This window comes from Qipengyuania sp. YIM B01966 (assembly GCF_016461955.1).
GTDB lineage: Bacteria > Pseudomonadota > Alphaproteobacteria > Sphingomonadales > Sphingomonadaceae > QFOP01.
The window spans coordinates 375,773-390,316 of sequence record NZ_JADMNM010000002.1 but is presented as its reverse complement, the minus strand read 5'-3'; the positions used below and the strand labels follow the sequence as shown (position 1 = coordinate 390,316).

Below are 14,544 nucleotides of genomic sequence, written 5' to 3'. Positions count from 1 at the left end.
CGCTCAGCCGCCGATCAGCCGCTCGTAATAGGCGGCGAGTGCGGCCGCGTTCGCCTGCCAGCTGAACCCCTCGACCGTGGCAGCGACGGCGTCGGGCGGGGGGTTGCGCGCCAGTACCTCGGTAATGCCGGCGGCGATGGCGGCCGGATCGCGCGCCACGATCACGCCAGCCTCGGGTCGATCGACGATTTCGCGCGCGCCGCCCGCATCGCAGATGACCAGCGGCGTGCCGCAGGCCAGCGCCTCGATCCAGGCATTGGCGATGCCCTCGCTGGCGGACGGCAGAACCATCGCATCCGCGGCCGAGAGGATCACGGGCAGCAGATCGTGATCGACCGCGCCCAGGAAATGAACCCGCTCGCGCACCCCCAACCGCGCCGCCAGCGCCTCTAACCGCTTGTGCTCTTCGCCTTCGCCCACGATCAGCAGTTGGGCATCGGGCAGCTGTGTCAGCGCCGCGATCGTCAGATCGTGCCCCTTGCGTGGGATCAGCGCGCCGACCCCAGCCAGCAACGGCGCGCGCTCGGGGACGGCGATCCCTAATTGCTCCCCCAACCGCCGGCGCAGCAGCGGGTGGCCAAGCGGACGGAAGCGGTCACGATCGAGGCCTGTGTGATGAATGGCGATCTTGTCGCGGGCCATGCCGAGCGCGGCCATGTCGTCGGCCAGCGCCTCGCTCACCGCCAGCAGCCCGGCCGCCTGCCGCGCCGCGCGCAATATCGCCTTGGCGGCGTAGGGCTGGGCGCCCCAGTAATGGATGTCTGCGCCGCGTGCCTTGATCGAGAGCGGGATGCTCAGCGCAGTGGCAATCCGCGCCGCCGCCGGCCCGTCGGGATAAAAGAACTGCGCATCGACCAGCGCGAAGGGTGTCGCCGCGTGCAGGCGATGGATCAGCGGCATGATGCTGCTGGCGATCAGCGCGGGGTTGGCGCGGCCACCGAGCTTGGGGATCAGCGGGAAGGTGGGGCGGTGGACCATGACCCCGCGTTCATCGCCGCTGACCGCCGCCTCGGCCCGCGCGCGATAACGGCCGAGCGCCAGGGGCGGCACCCCGATGGGGTTGATGACGGTAACCTGCCAGTCACCGCCAGCCGCCAGCGCCTCCAGCGACCGCGCGACAAAAGTACCAAGCCGGGGCTGGGTGGCGTTTGGGAACAGCGTCGCCAGCGACAGGACGCGTTTTGGCGTTGGCGCATCCGCCTGCGTCACAGCGGGCGGACCAGCATCTCGGCAACGCCCAGCCAGGCAGGGTCTTCGACCACCACCTGCTTGTGCCCGGCGCCGGGCGGCAGCAGTGCGAGCCGCGCTCCCTGGCGGTCGATCAGCCGGCCGAAGGCGAACCGTCCGCCCTTGCGCGGCGCGAGCACATCGCGGTTGATCGCCCGCGCGCTGTCGGCCGGGTCGATCTGCCGCAGCCACAATTGGTCGCCGGGGAGGTAAGGGCCGCTCGCCGCCTCGATCAGCAGCACCACCAGCGCACCGTCCGCCGCCAGCGCCGTCGGCAGCAAGGCGTCGCGCGGGCGGCCGAGCGCCTCGGCCCCCTGCGCCGCCAACCGGGCCACGGCCTGCGGGTGTGCCGCAGCGTCCGAACGGACCAGCATTTCGGGATCAACCCCGAGCGCGGCGGCGATGCGGTCCATCCACTTGATCGACAGGTTACGCATTCCGGTCTCTAGCCGGCCGATCGTCTGCGCGGTTGTCGGCGGATCACAGGCCGCTGCGAGATCGGCCAAAGTCATGCCCTTGTCGCGGCGTATGTCGCGGATGCGGTTGATCATCGCGGAATCCTGCTAACCAGATCGGTTTTCAGCTGTCCTACATCTAATCGTTTTTGGCAAGTGTGTCGGCCAAGGCAGGAGTAATTGCGATGCGGCAGGAACGGGTTGAGCGCGAATTGACCGTGGCGGGGCCAGCGCGGGCCGGGCGGCCCAGACGAGGGCGGCGCAGCGTCGCGGTCAATCTGGCCGAATCCCCGCTGACCTGGCTCCACGCCCGCGGACATCTCGACGACCGGCTGCTCGCCGCGGGCGAGGCGTTGCGGCGCGATTATGAAACCGCTGCGCTCAGCCCTTGCGTGACGATGCGCTGGGACGCGGTCCGCGCGCCGACCACTGGCCCTGCGCTGGCCCCGGCCGAGCGGCAGATCGCGGCGCGCCGGAGGTTTGACGGCGCGATGGAGGTCGCCGGGCGGGGCCTATCCGACATTTTGTGGCGCGTGGTTTGCGCTGGCGAAACGCTGGCAGGCGCCGAGCGCGGGCTCGACTGGCCGACTCGGAGCGGCAAGCTCGTGCTGCGCCTGGCGCTCGACCGGGTGGCCGATTTCTACCGCGTCCCTTGAGGTCGGGTCAGCCCTCGACCAGTTCGGCCAGTTCCAGCCACCGTTCCTCGGCCGCATCCTTCTCGGCGCGGGCATGCGCGAGCCCTTGGCTGATGGTCGCGAAACGCTGCGGATCGGCGGTGTAGAGCGCCGGATCGGCAAGGATTGCCTCGCCCCGCGCGATTGCCGCATCAAGTTCGGCGATGCGCGCGGGCAGCAGATCGTAATCGCGCTGGTCCTTGTACGACAGCTTGGGCTTGCCCACCCCGCTGCGACTCGCCGGCTGCGCCGACAAGTCTCGGTCCCCTCCCGCTGGCGGGAGGGTGGATATAGCACGCTGCTCTCCCCTCCCGCTTGCGGGAGGGGCAGGGGGTGGGCCCTTCCGGCCTTGCCTACGCTGCTTGACCCAGTCTTCGTAGCCGCCGGCCACGACATCCACGCGCCCGCTGCCATCAAGACCGAGCGTCACCGTCACCGTCCGGTCGAGAAAATCACGGTCGTGGCTGACGATCAGCACCGTACCTTCGTAATCGGCGATCACCTCCTGCAGCAGGTCGAGCGTTTCGAGATCGAGATCGTTAGTCGGCTCATCGAGCACGAGCAGGTTCGACTTGCGGGCAAATTCACGCGCCAGAAGCAATCGGCTGCGTTCACCGCCCGAAAGGATGCCGACTTTGGTATCGACGATACCGGGATCGAACAGGAACTCCTTCAGATAGCCCTGCACATGCTTGCGGGTATCGCCAACATCGATCCAGTCGCCGCCTTCGGCCAGTACCTGACGCACGGTGCGGTCGGGCTCCATCAGACTGCGCTGCTGGTCGATCATGACCCCTGACAATGTCTTTGCGCGGGTCACGCTGCCGCTATCGGGTTCAAGTTCTCCGGTCAGCAGCTTGAGCAGCGTGGTCTTGCCCGCGCCATTGGCGCCGACCACCCCGATCCGGTCGCCGCGCTGGACGCGCAGCGAGAAATCGCGGATAATCCTGCGCTCGCCGTACGATTTCGACACATTCTCGGCGACGATGACCGATTTGGATTTGAACTCCTCCTCGCTCGCGAGTTGCAGCTTGGCCGTCCCTTGCGGATTGATCATCGCCGCGCGCGCGCTGCGCATCTGCCACAGCTTTTCTAGCCGGCCCTGATTGCGCTTGCGCCGCGCGGTCACGCCGCGTTCGAGCCAGTGCGCTTCGAGCTTCAGCCGTGCATCGAGCCGTTCGGCGGCACGGGCTTCTTCGGCATAGACCTGTTCTTCCCACGCTTCGTAGCCGCCGAAGCCGACCTCCTTGCGCCGCAGGATGCCGCGATCGAGCCACAATGTCGCGCGGGTCAGCCGGGTAAGGAAGGTGCGGTCGTGGCTGATCACCACGAACGCGCCCTTGTAGCGGGTGAGCCAGTCCTCCAGCCAGTCGATCGCGGCGAGATCGAGATGGTTGGTCGGCTCGTCCATCAGCAGCAGATCGGGGTCTTGCGCCAGCGCCCGCGCGAGCGCGGCCCGGCGACGCTCGCCCCCGCTGGCACCGGGCGCGGCGCGGCTCAGGTCGATGCCCAACTGGCCGGCAATCGCCTCGACCTCATGGCGGGCGGGTGCGTCGGCTCCGGCAAGCGCGAAATCGAGCAGCGTCGCGTGGCCGGTGAAATCGGGGTCTTGCTCGAGCAGCACGATGCGCGTGCCGGGCTTGACCTTGCGCAGCCCCTTATCGGCCTCGAGCCGCCCGTCGATCAGCTTGAACAATGTGGTCTTGCCCGCGCCGTTGCGGCCGATCAGCGCCAGCCGGTCGCGCGGCCCGATATGGAGGTCCAGCGGCTCCTTGTCGGGCGCGCCGAACAGCCATTTGCCGCCTTGCTGCAAACCAATTGTTTCGAGCGACAGGATCGGGGGCTGGGCCATCGGCCGCGCAGCTACAGGGTGGCGGGCAGGGGGGCAAGCGGGGAGCGGCACCGGAACGGCGGGTTCAGCGGTGCGTAATACCGAGAGGCGCAGATTGCGCCCAACGCCACAAGCAAAGGATTTCCCGATGACCCGTTACGCCCTGCCGCTGGTCGCAGTCGCCGGCCTCGCCACGCCGGCCGCCGCAGCAGACATCCAGATCCAGGCGACCGGGCCGGTGGTTGAGTTGTCGATCGTCGAAGAAGTCGAAGCAGAGCCCGATATGGTGCGCGTGAGCGCCGGTGTGACCACCGATGCACCAACCGCAGTCGAGGCGCTCCGGCTGAATTCGCAGGCGATGCAGCGGGTGATTGACCGGTTGAAGGCGCTTCGCATCCCCGAACGTGATATTCAGACCACCGGAATCAATCTCAATCCCCGGTGGGATTACGATCAGGCTAGCCAGAAGCAGATTTTTCGCGGCTATCAGGCGGCGAACCGGGTCAGCATCAAGCTGCGCGGGGTGGAGCGGACCGGCGAAATTCTCGACGCGCTGGTGGCGGCCGGCGCCACCGATCTGTCTGGGCCGGATTTCTCGATCGAGAACGACACGCAGGCAAAAGCCACCGCCCGCCGCAATGCGATGGAACGCGCGCAATCGCAGGCGATGGAGTATGCCCGGCTGGCTGGCTATTCCGGCCTGCGACTGCTGGAGGTCAACGAAACGATCGTCGGGCGGCAGCCCATGCCGATGTACCGCGATGCAATCGCGGTAACCGCGCAGGCGGCGGCCCCGCCGGTGCAGCCGGGCATGGTTTCGACCGGGGTCAACATCATCGTAAAATACGAGATGACCCGCTGAACACCGGCCTTCGCCAGCATTCACGGGGGGTTAAATGCCCCCCGTCCAATGTCGGACCATGATGATTGACCTGCGCACATTAATCGCATCCGCAATGATGGGCGTCGCTTTGTTCGGCGGGCTGGCTGCCGCTCCTGCTGCGGCGCAGGGCCGATCGGACCAGCGCGCCGCGCGGGCTGAGATGCGCGCCGGCAATCAGCTATCGCTGCGCGAGATCGAGCAGCGCGTGCTGCCGGTGATGCGCGGCCATCAATATCTCGGCCCGGCCTACGATGCCGAAGCGATGGCCTACAGGCTCAAATTCATCCGCGACGGACGCGTGACGTTCATCGATGTCGATGCCCGCAGCGGGCGGATCATCGGTCGGTCGGGCTGAGGGGAAACGCCGGGCTGGTTGACGCGTTCATGTCAAAGGGCCACCTCTCGCGGCCACACAGCAATTTGGGGGCATACACGGCCATGCGGATCCTGATCGTCGAGGATGAACCGACACTCGGCAAGCAGCTCAAATCGACGCTCGAACAGAACGGCTATGCCGTCGACCTGTCGGATGACGGGGAAGACGGGCACTATATGGGCAGTTCGGAGGATTATGACGCGGTCATCCTCGATCTCGGGCTGCCCGGCATGGACGGGCTCACGGTGCTGGGTATGTGGCGCAAGGAAGGGCGCAAGTTCCCGGTCCTGGTTCTGACTGCACGCGATAGCTGGTCCGACAAGGTCGCGGGGCTCGACGCCGGGGCTGACGATTACCTCGCCAAGCCGTTCCAGACCGAGGAATTGATCGCCCGCCTGCGCGCACTCATCCGCCGAGCTTCGGGCAATTCGTCGAGCGAGCTGACCGCCGGGCCGGTGCGGCTTGACACGCGCTCGGGCCGCGTGACGCTTGATGGCGAACCGGTCAAGCTGACCGCGCAGGAATACAAGCTGCTCGGCTATCTGATGCACCACAAGGGCAAGGTGGTCAGCCGGACCGAGCTGATCGAACATATCTACGATCAGGATTTCGACCGCGATTCCAATACGATCGAAGTGTTCGTGACCCGCATCCGCAAGAAGCTGGGCGCGGAGGTCATTACCACAATTCGCGGGCTCGGCTACAGCCTCGACGATCCGGATGATGTCCCCCGCGCGAATTGAGGGCTGAGCGATGGCAGATGCGGGGGATCCCGCCCTCGACCCCCGCATCGATCGAAGCGATAGCGATTCCGCGCCCGACGCCCGCGCACGCCCGCGCGGGGGCAGTCTTGCGCGGCGGATCATGCTCATCGCTGCGGGCTGGATCGCGCTGCTTCTACTTGGCGGGGGCTTCGCGCTCGAACGGACGCTGACCGGGCAGGTCGAGGCGAATTACGACGATCAGCTCGAATATATGCTGACCGCGATGATCGCCTCGGCCGAGATCATGCCCGGCGGCGAGGTCAGCTTCTACCGCGCCTTGGGCGATCAGCGCTTCCTCGAACCCGGCAGCGGGATGTACTGGCAGATCAGCGGCAAGGGGCACGAGGATTTCGCCAGCCGCAGCCTGTGGGACCGCACGCTGGCCGTGCGGGCCAATCATAGTGACGACGAAGCGCACCTTTACGACAGCTTCCAGTTTCCCGGCGAGCCGCTGCGCGTCGCGGAGCGGTCGATCTATCTGCCGGGGAGCGATACGCAGTGGTGGTTCACCGTCGCCGCCAGCCGGGCGGAACTGGACGCCCAGATTCAGCGCATTCGCTCCATCCTTTACTGGAGTTTCGCAATCCTTGCGCTGGGCCTGCTGGCGATGGCAATGCTGGTCAGTTACCTCGGCCTGCGCCCGCTGCGGCGGGTGCGGTTGGCGATCCAGGCCATCCGCAACGGATCGACCAACCGCATCACCGACACTTTGCCATCCGAAGTGCAGCCGCTGGTGGACGAGATCAACGCGCTGCTGGCGCATTCGGAAAAGCAGGCCGAAGAGGCGCGGACCCATGCGGGGAACCTCGCCCACGCGCTCAAGACCCCGCTGACGGTGATCAACAACGCGGCGACCGCGCAGGCCAGCGATCTGCCTGAGACGGTGATCCGCGAGGCAACGGTGATGCGCCGCCATGTTGACCATCACCTCGCCCGGGCGCGGGCGGTGGGCCGAAGGGCGGTCGGCCATGCGCAGACGCCGGTATGCGAGAGCGCCGAAGCGGTGCGCCGCGCGGTGGAGCGGCTGTATCCCGAGGTCCGGTTCGATATCGCCGGCAACCGGGGCGCGCAGGTGGCGATCGAACGGCAGGACCTCGACGAAGTCCTCGGCAATTTGATCGAAAACGCCGCGAAATATGGCGGGGGCAGTGTGTTCGTCACTGTCGATGCCGAGCCTGACAGCGCGCAATGCGTGACCTGGATCGAGGATGACGGTGACGGCATTCCGGAGGTTGAACGCACGCGCATTTTTGCGCGTGGCGCGCGGCTCGATACCGACAAGCCCGGCACCGGGCTCGGCCTGGCGATTGTCCGCGATGTCGTCGAGATTTATGGGGGCGGCGTCGCCCTCGGCGTCAGCGATGATCTGGGCGGACTGCTGGTCGAGCTTTCGCTGCCCCGCGCCGGGCAATAAAAAGGGGCCCGCGAAGGGCCCCTTCCTATATCAAGAAAAGGCCACGATCAGGCGCTGATGGCGTTATCGTCGTCGCCTGAAACCGCCACTGCAATGACGATCGCCAGAAGAGCGAACAGCACCCCAATAGTCGTGCCCCGGCTTTCACCGGCCATGGCCATAGGCTCCGAGATCGGCGCGCTCTGCGGCGCTGCCTGAACCGAAACCGGAGCGACAACCAGAGTTGCTGCAGCTGCTGCGCCAAGAACCTTACCGAACATCAAAGCCCCTCCTCATATGGGAAAATCTGTAGCGCTCACTACCGATGGACGGCGGCGGGTTCAACCCACCTCGGACGAAGAACTGCTGGTGTGTGACTTTTTTGCGCTATCGTGGTGCCGGATAACTTCTTCGATGACGAAGCGGAGAAATTTCTCGCCGAATTCGGGATCCAGTTGAGCCTCTTGAGCCAACCGGCGCAGGCGGGCGATCTGGGCGGCCTCGCGCGCGGGGTCGGCGGCGGGCAGGTCGCGCGCAGCCTTGTATTGCCCAACCGCTTGCGTGATCCGGAAGCGTTCTGCCAGCATATGGATCAGCGCCGCGTCGATATTGTCGATCGACCGCCGAAAGGCTGCCAGCGCCGCATCACCATCGGCAACGCCGGAAGGGGGGGTATCGTCCATATCGACCTCGCTAGCACGCGCCCGGAATGGATTCCACGCTTGCCATCGCGCGCAGTGATAGCCATTTCGCCGCAATGAGCGCCAATGTCGTCCCCCTGCCGGCGCGCCGCGCCGAGCGTGCCCCCAGCCTTGAGCCGATGCTGGCACTGACGGCGGACGGGATGAACGCGGTCAATGCGGTGATCCTGGACCGGATGCACAGCCGCATCCCGCTGATCCCCGCGCTTGCCGGGCATCTGATCGCCGGCGGCGGCAAGCGGCTGCGGCCGATGCTAACGCTCGCTGGCGCCGCCTTGTGCGGGTACGAGGGCACGCGCCATCACAAGCTCGCGGCCGCGGTCGAATTCATCCACACCGCCACCTTGCTGCATGACGATGTGGTCGACGGCTCCGAACTACGGCGCGGCAAGGCGGCGGCCAATCTGGTGTTCGGCAATCCGGCAACGGTGCTCGTTGGTGACTTCCTGTTCACCCGCAGCTTCGAACTGATGGTCGAGGATGGCAGCCTCAAGGTGCTGCGCATCCTCTCCAATGCCAGCTCGGTCATTTCCGAAGGCGAGGTCGATCAGCTGACTGCGCAGCGGCAGATCGAAACCAGCGAGGAGCGGTATCTCTCAATTATCGGCGCCAAGACGGCCGCTCTGTTCGCCGCCGCTACGCGGATCGCCGCCGTCGTTGCCGAGAGGCCCGAGGCCGAGGAACGCGCGCTCGACGATTACGGCCGCAATCTCGGCATTGCCTTCCAGCTGGTCGACGATGCGATGGATTACAGCTCGGCCGCAGACGAGATGGGCAAGGGCCAGGGAGATGATTTCCGTGAAGGCAAGATGACCCTGCCGGTGATCCTCGCCTATGCCCGCGGGTCCGACGAGGAGCGCACTTTCTGGCGCGATGCCATTGCCGGGCACCGCAGCGAACCAGCGGACCTTGCCCGCGCGATCGAGCTGGTCAACGGGCACGATACTGTCGCCGCGACGCGTGCGCGGGCCGAACATTTCGCCATGCGCGCGGTCGATGCGATTGCCGGCTTCCCGGCTGGTGCGGCGCGCTCGGCAATGGAAGAGGCCGCCCGTTTCGCCGTCGCGCGGCGGAGCTGACCGGCGGCCGGCATGGCAGCGACCGGCGCGGCTGACCTGCCGATTGCGGCGGTGTTGCCGCAAGCGCTGGCCGCGATCGAGCAGCACTCCAGTGCGGTTCTGATTGCCCCACCGGGCGCCGGCAAAACGACCGGGGTTGCGCCGGCGCTGCTCGGCGCGGCGTGGTGCGGCGGGGAAATCATCGTGCTCAGCCCGCGCCGCGTGGCGGCCCGCGCCACTGCCGAGCGGATGGCGCAGATGCTGGGCGAGCGCGCGGGCGAGACGGTCGGCTACCAGACCCGGCTCGATAGCAAGCGGTCGGCGAAAACGCGGATCGTGGTGATGACCGAGGCGATTTTCGTCAACCGCATCGTCGCCGACCCTGAACTGCCCGGCATTGCCGCAGTGCTGTTCGACGAGGCGCATGAACGCCACCTCGACGCCGACTTCGCGCTGGCGCTGGCGCTGGAGACGCAGGCCGTGCTGCGCCCCGAATTGCGGCTGCTGGTGATGTCGGCCACGCTCGACGGGGCGCGCTTTGCCGCGCTGCTCGGGGGCGGCACGCCGGTAATCGAGAGCGCGGGCAAAGCCTATCCATTGCGCGTGGAATGGCTCGGCAGTTCGCCGGGCGTGCGGGTCGAAGACGCGATGACCGGCGCGATCGCCAAGGCGTGGCGCGCCGAGGCGGGCGACATTCTCGCGTTTCTGCCCGGGCTGGGCGAGATCGAGCGGGTCCGGCAACGGCTGGCGGAGCGGCTACCGGACGCGCTAGTGTTGCCGCTGCACGGGCAGGTCGATCCTGCCGGGCAGCGGCGGGCCTTGTCGCGCGATGGTGATGGACGGCGGCGCATCGTGCTCGCCACCAGCATTGCCGAAACCTCGCTGACGCTCGACGGGGTGTCGGTGGTGGTGGATAGCGGCCTTACCCGGCAGGCGCAGTTCGACCGGGCCGCCGGCACGACGCATTTGGTAACGGTGCGCGCCAGCCAGGCTGCCGCAGCGCAGCGCGCAGGCCGCGCGGCGCGGCAGGGGCCCGGGGTCTGCTACAGGATGTGGGAAGAGGCCGCGCACGCCGGTCGCCCGCCATTCGACCCGCCGGAAATCCTCACCGCCGATCTCGCCCCGCTGCTGCTGTCGTTCGCGCGCTGGGGGAGCAGCGATCCGTCGGCGCTGCGCTGGCTCGATCCGCCGCCCGGAGCCGCGATTGCGGCGGCGCGCAACACGCTGACCACGCTTGGCGCGCTGGACGATAGCGGGCGAATGACGCCTTTTGGCACGCAGTTGGCCGAATTGCCGCTCGAACCGGCGCTGGCGGCGCTGGTGCTGCTGGGCGCGCGGGCTGGGGCGGGCCGACGCGCGGCCGAGCTCGCGCTGCTGCTGCAGGAACGCGGGCTGGGCGGACAGAGCGAGGATCTGGCCCTGCGGCTGGACCGATGGCGCGCGGACAGCGCGCCGCGTGCCGAGGCCAGCCGCCAGCTTGCCCGGCGCTGGGCCGACAAGGCCGCGACGCTGGTTGCAGCCGACGAGCCGGCCCATAGCGGCGCGCCGCTCGCCGTCCTGCTCGCCATGGCGCGCCCCGATTTCCTTGCCCGGCGGCGTGATGCTGCCGGGGAAAACTGGCTTAGCGCGGGTGGGCGCGGCTACCGGCTTGACCCGGCCTCGCCGCTGGCGCGCGCCGAATGGCTGGCGATCGGCGATGCACAGGGCAGCGCAAAGGGCGCGCGGATTACCGCCGCGCTGGCGTTGAGCGAGGCCGAGGTCGAGCAATGGTTGGCGGACCGGATCGAGCAGCGATCCACGGCGCGCTGGGCCGTGTCGCGCGTGGAAAGTCGCCTCGAACGCCGGCTCGGCGCGATCACGCTCGCCAGCGGACCCGACCCCGCGCCCGATCGGGCTGCGGTAAGCGCGCTGCTGCTCGAGCGCGCGAAACAGGACATAGCCCGGCTGATCCCCGCTACGCTGATCGCCCGCGCGCGCTTTGCCGGCCTTGGCGAACTGACGCTCGATGGTTTGGCTGCGCGGGCCGATGAATGGCTCGCCCCGCTGCTGGTGGGCCGCAACGATTTCGCGCTCGCGCCGGGCGCGGTGGCCGAGGCGGCGCTGGGGCTGCTCACATGGAACCAGCGCCAGTTGCTCGACGGCGCGGCCCCGCGCGAGTTTCTCTCGCCCGCTGGAACGCGCCACGCGATCGATTATGCCGGCCCCGATGCGCCAAGCGTGGAGGTGCGGGTGCAGGCGCTGTTCGGCCTCGACACGCATCCGCTGATCGGGCGCACGCCGCTGCTTCTCAAGCTGACCAGCCCGGCGGGCCGCCCGCTACAGGCAACGCGCGATCTGCCCGGATTCTGGCGCGGAAGCTGGCGCGATGTCGCGCGCGAGATGAAGGGCCGCTATCCCAGGCATCGCTGGCCCGACGCGCCGTGGGCCGAGGCGCCGAGCCTCAAGACCAAGAACGCCTTTTCACGCGGCGATTCGTGAATTAGGGCAAGGCGCATGGCAGCGATCATCTACCAGCGCCCGAAAAACGCGATGCAGTCGGGCAAGGCGCGCACCGACGAATGGGTGCTCGAATTCGAGCAGAGCGAGGCGCGCCGGCCCGATCCGCTGATGGGCTGGACGGGCAGCGGCGATACGCAGGCGCAAGTCCAGCTGACCTTCCCCGATTGCGCGGCCGCTGAGGCCTATGCCGAGCGATACGGGATCGATGCGCGCATCCACCAGCCGCCGCCGCACAATCTCAAGCTGCAATCCTATTCCGACAATTTCCGCTGAGCGCACGCCGGCTTGATTTTGCTGGCGTGCACACGCATATGCGCCGCGGGAGCCGGTCGGACGCTTGCGTCCGCCAACCTGGTCAGGTCCGGAAGGAAGCAGCCACAACGGGTTGCGGCGGGTCGGCCGGCTCCTTTACCCGTTTCCCCGCAGCATTCACCGCTCTGGCGGGTGACTTTCAGGCGGGGCGCGCCTACCTGATGGGTGATGGGTGATTCACCGGACAATGCGGGCGAACCGGGCGCTCTGCCATGGGCGACGGACGCGGACAGCCGCGCCCCGGACGAGCCCCGCGCATCGGCGGCGGAACTGGAAGCTGCCGGGCAGAACGCACTGTTCGGCGATCCGCCGGCAACGCCCGCACCGCAGCCCGTAACGGCATCCGAACCGAGCGCCGCAGCCCCCTCTAAGCCCGCCAACCAGCCCTATCGCGTGCTGGCGCGGAAATACCGCCCGCAGACCTTTTCGCAGCTGATCGGGCAGGAACCGATGGTCCGCACGCTCGCCAATGCGATCGAGCGTGACCGGCTGGCCCATGCCTTCCTGATGACCGGGGTGCGCGGGGTCGGCAAGACCAGCACCGCGCGGCTGATCGCCAAGGCGCTCAACTGCATCGGCCCGGATGGCAAGGGCGGCCCGACGATCGACCCGTGCGGCCGGTGCGAGCCGTGCGTGGCGATCGCCGAGGGGCGGCATATCGACGTAATCGAGATGGATGCGGCGAGCCATACCGGCATCGACGACATCCGCGAGATTATCGAGGCGGTGCGCTACGCCGCGGTCAGCGCGCGCTACAAGATCTATATCATCGACGAGGTGCACATGCTGTCGAAGCAGGCCTTCAACGGCCTGCTCAAGACGCTGGAAGAGCCGCCCGCCCACGTCAAATTCCTGTTCGCCACCACCGAGGTTGAGAAACTGCCGGTAACGGTGCTGAGCCGCACGCAGCGCTTCGATTTGCGGCGTATTCCGGCCGAGATGCTGGCCGGCCATTTCGGCTGGGTCTGCACCGAGGAAGGCGTCGCCGCCGAGCCCGAGGCGCTGGCAATGATCGCCGCCGCTGCCGAAGGGTCGGTGCGTGATGGCCTGTCGATCCTCGACCAGGCCATCGCCCAGGCCGATCTCGATGCCGGCGAAGGCGGCGCGCTGGTGACCGCGGCGCGCGTGCGCGATATGCTCGGCTTGGCGGACAAGGGCGCTCAGCGGCGCCTGTTCCAGACTTTGCTGGAAGGCGATGCGGCCGGCTTGCTGGGCGGCATTGACGATCAGTATTCGCTCGGTGTCGAGCCGCTGGCGCTGATGCGGAGCCTGCTCGACATCGTGCACCGGGTTACGCTCGCGCAAGTGGGCGGCGGGCCGCCCGACAGCCATAGCGAGGAAGAGCGCGCTGCCATTGCCGACTGGGCCGCGCGGCTGCCAGCCGGCCAGCTGCACCGGCTGTGGCAATTGCTGCTCAAGGGATACGAGGAAGTCCGCCAGGCACCCGATCCGCTGGTGTCGGCACAGATGGCGCTGCTGCGCGTGCTGCACGCCGCCGACCTGCCCGATCCCGGCACGCTCGCGCGCAAGCTCGAAGAGCTGGCCGCAGGGGGCGGGCTGCCGGCGCCGACGGCCCCGGGCGAGGCCGGTGGCGCCACCGCTCAGCGCGCCGCGCCGGGCTGGGCGGCGCTGGTCGAGCAGGTGGAGCGCAGCGGCGAGTTGCTGCTGGCCAGCCGCCTCAGGATGCAGGTGCGGGTCGTCGCGCTCGAGCACGGGCGACTGGATTATGCCCTCGCGGATGGCTTTACCGAGGATTTCTCGGGCGAAATCCGCGCCGCGCTGAACGCCGCCACCAACGCGCGGTGGGAGGTCGCGCTGGCCGCCGGCCCCGGTGCGCCGACGCTGGTCGAAGCGGACGAGGCCGCAGCCGCTGGCGCAGCGGCTGCGCTGCGCGCGCATCCGCTGGTACAGGCGACGCTGGCCGCCTTTCCCGACGCCGAATTTGTCGAACCCGAGGGCCATGCGCCCCCGCGCCCCGAACGGCGTGAAACATCGTGGAGCAGAAAAGCATGAAGTCGATGGAAGAAATGCTCAAGGCTGCGCAGGAAGCGGCCGAGAAGATCCAGACACAGATGAACGAGACGCAGGCCAAGCTCGATGCGATCGAGGTCGAGGGCGTGGCCGGTGGCGGGCTGGTGAAAATCCGCGCTTCGGCCAAGGGGCGCATCCTGGGCTTGGCGATCGACGAGAGCCTGCTGAAGCCTGAAGAAAAGCAGATGGTCGAGGATCTCGTCACCGCCGCGTTCAACGATGCGCGCGGCAAGGCAGACCGCGTGGCGAACGAGGAAATGCAGAAGGTGCAGGCCGGCATGGGCCTGCCGCCCGGCCTCAACATTCCGGGCCTGAGCTGAGCGGCGCGGCAACATAGCGG

At 67.9% G+C, this 14,544-nt stretch carries 15 protein-coding genes and 1 other RNA gene; 11 read left to right on the top strand and 5 right to left on the bottom strand.

The window, feature by feature from the left end:
• Positions 1 to 3: 3 nt before the first annotated feature.
• Entirely contained in the window at positions 4 to 1,209 is a 1,206-nt protein-coding gene (locus ILT46_RS04595; RefSeq protein ID WP_199503453.1) for a glycosyltransferase, read from the bottom strand.
• Entirely contained in the window at positions 1,206 to 1,778 is a 573-nt protein-coding gene (locus tag ILT46_RS04590; RefSeq protein ID WP_199503452.1) for a helix-turn-helix domain-containing protein, read from the bottom strand. Before ILT46_RS04590 ends, ILT46_RS04595 begins: the two co-directional genes overlap by 4 nt.
• A gap of 89 nt (positions 1,779 to 1,867) precedes the next feature.
• On the opposite strand from ILT46_RS04590, the gene ILT46_RS04585 reads away from it, so the two are divergent.
• Entirely contained in the window at positions 1,868 to 2,338 is a 471-nt protein-coding gene (locus tag ILT46_RS04585; protein WP_199503451.1) for a DUF6456 domain-containing protein, read from the top strand.
• A 7-nt stretch (positions 2,339 to 2,345) separates the two neighbouring features.
• Here ILT46_RS04585 and ILT46_RS04580 read toward each other — a convergent pair whose 3' ends face one another.
• Positions 2,346 to 4,208, bottom strand: a complete 1,863-nt coding sequence (locus ILT46_RS04580; protein ID WP_199503450.1) for an ABC-F family ATP-binding cassette domain-containing protein — start codon at positions 4,206 to 4,208, stop codon at positions 2,346 to 2,348.
• 127 nt (positions 4,209 to 4,335) lie between these two features.
• On the opposite strand from ILT46_RS04580, the gene ILT46_RS04575 reads away from it, so the two are divergent.
• From ILT46_RS04575 to ILT46_RS04560, 4 genes are all read left to right on the top strand, one after another.
• Complete coding sequence (locus tag ILT46_RS04575) at positions 4,336 to 5,049, top strand: SIMPL domain-containing protein (protein WP_199503449.1); 714 nt, start codon at positions 4,336 to 4,338, stop codon at positions 5,047 to 5,049.
• Positions 5,050 to 5,110: 61 nt separating this feature from the next.
• Complete coding sequence (locus tag ILT46_RS04570; RefSeq protein ID WP_199503532.1) at positions 5,111 to 5,425, top strand: PepSY domain-containing protein; 315 nt, start codon at positions 5,111 to 5,113, stop codon at positions 5,423 to 5,425.
• 83 nt (positions 5,426 to 5,508) lie between these two features.
• Complete coding sequence (locus ILT46_RS04565) at positions 5,509 to 6,189, top strand: response regulator transcription factor (RefSeq protein WP_199503448.1); 681 nt, start codon at positions 5,509 to 5,511, stop codon at positions 6,187 to 6,189.
• A gap of 10 nt (positions 6,190 to 6,199) precedes the next feature.
• Positions 6,200 to 7,624, top strand: coding sequence for a sensor histidine kinase (locus tag ILT46_RS04560; RefSeq protein WP_199503447.1), 1,425 nt, complete (start codon positions 6,200 to 6,202; stop codon positions 7,622 to 7,624).
• Between the two features lie 47 nt (positions 7,625 to 7,671).
• On the opposite strand, the gene ILT46_RS04555 is transcribed toward ILT46_RS04560, so the two are convergent.
• The gene (locus tag ILT46_RS04555; protein WP_199503446.1) at positions 7,672 to 7,884 is read right to left on the bottom strand and encodes a hypothetical protein; all 213 of its coding nucleotides are present in this window, start codon (positions 7,882 to 7,884) and stop codon (positions 7,672 to 7,674) included.
• A gap of 60 nt (positions 7,885 to 7,944) precedes the next feature.
• Positions 7,945 to 8,286 (bottom strand): chorismate mutase, encoded by a 342-nt coding sequence (locus tag ILT46_RS04550; RefSeq protein ID WP_199503445.1) that lies wholly within the window; start codon positions 8,284 to 8,286, stop codon positions 7,945 to 7,947.
• Positions 8,287 to 8,360: 74 nt separating this feature from the next.
• Here ILT46_RS04550 and ILT46_RS04545 point away from each other — a divergent pair, with 74 nt between their 5' ends.
• From ILT46_RS04545 to ILT46_RS04520, 6 genes are all read left to right on the top strand, one after another.
• The gene (locus ILT46_RS04545; protein WP_199503531.1) at positions 8,361 to 9,383 is read left to right on the top strand and encodes a polyprenyl synthetase family protein; all 1,023 of its coding nucleotides are present in this window, start codon (positions 8,361 to 8,363) and stop codon (positions 9,381 to 9,383) included.
• Positions 9,384 to 9,395: 12 nt separating this feature from the next.
• Positions 9,396 to 11,840, top strand: a complete 2,445-nt coding sequence (gene hrpB / locus ILT46_RS04540) for an ATP-dependent helicase HrpB (protein WP_199503444.1) — start codon at positions 9,396 to 9,398, stop codon at positions 11,838 to 11,840.
• A 15-nt stretch (positions 11,841 to 11,855) separates the two neighbouring features.
• Positions 11,856 to 12,134 carry an NADH dehydrogenase ubiquinone Fe-S protein 4 gene (locus tag ILT46_RS04535; RefSeq protein WP_199503443.1) on the top strand — a complete coding sequence of 93 codons (279 nt, stop codon included), beginning with the start codon at positions 11,856 to 11,858 and terminating at the stop codon, positions 12,132 to 12,134.
• A 45-nt stretch (positions 12,135 to 12,179) separates the two neighbouring features.
• An RNA gene (gene ffs, locus ILT46_RS04530) (signal recognition particle sRNA small type) lies at positions 12,180 to 12,274 on the top strand.
• Positions 12,275 to 12,341: 67 nt separating this feature from the next.
• Positions 12,342 to 14,186 (top strand): DNA polymerase III subunit gamma/tau, encoded by a 1,845-nt coding sequence (locus ILT46_RS04525; protein ID WP_199503442.1) that lies wholly within the window; start codon positions 12,342 to 12,344, stop codon positions 14,184 to 14,186.
• A complete protein-coding gene (locus ILT46_RS04520) occupies positions 14,183 to 14,524 on the top strand; it encodes a YbaB/EbfC family nucleoid-associated protein (RefSeq protein ID WP_199503441.1) in 342 nt (113 codons plus the stop codon). Before ILT46_RS04525 ends, ILT46_RS04520 begins: the two co-directional genes overlap by 4 nt.
• The last annotated feature ends 20 nt before the right edge of the window (positions 14,525 to 14,544 follow it).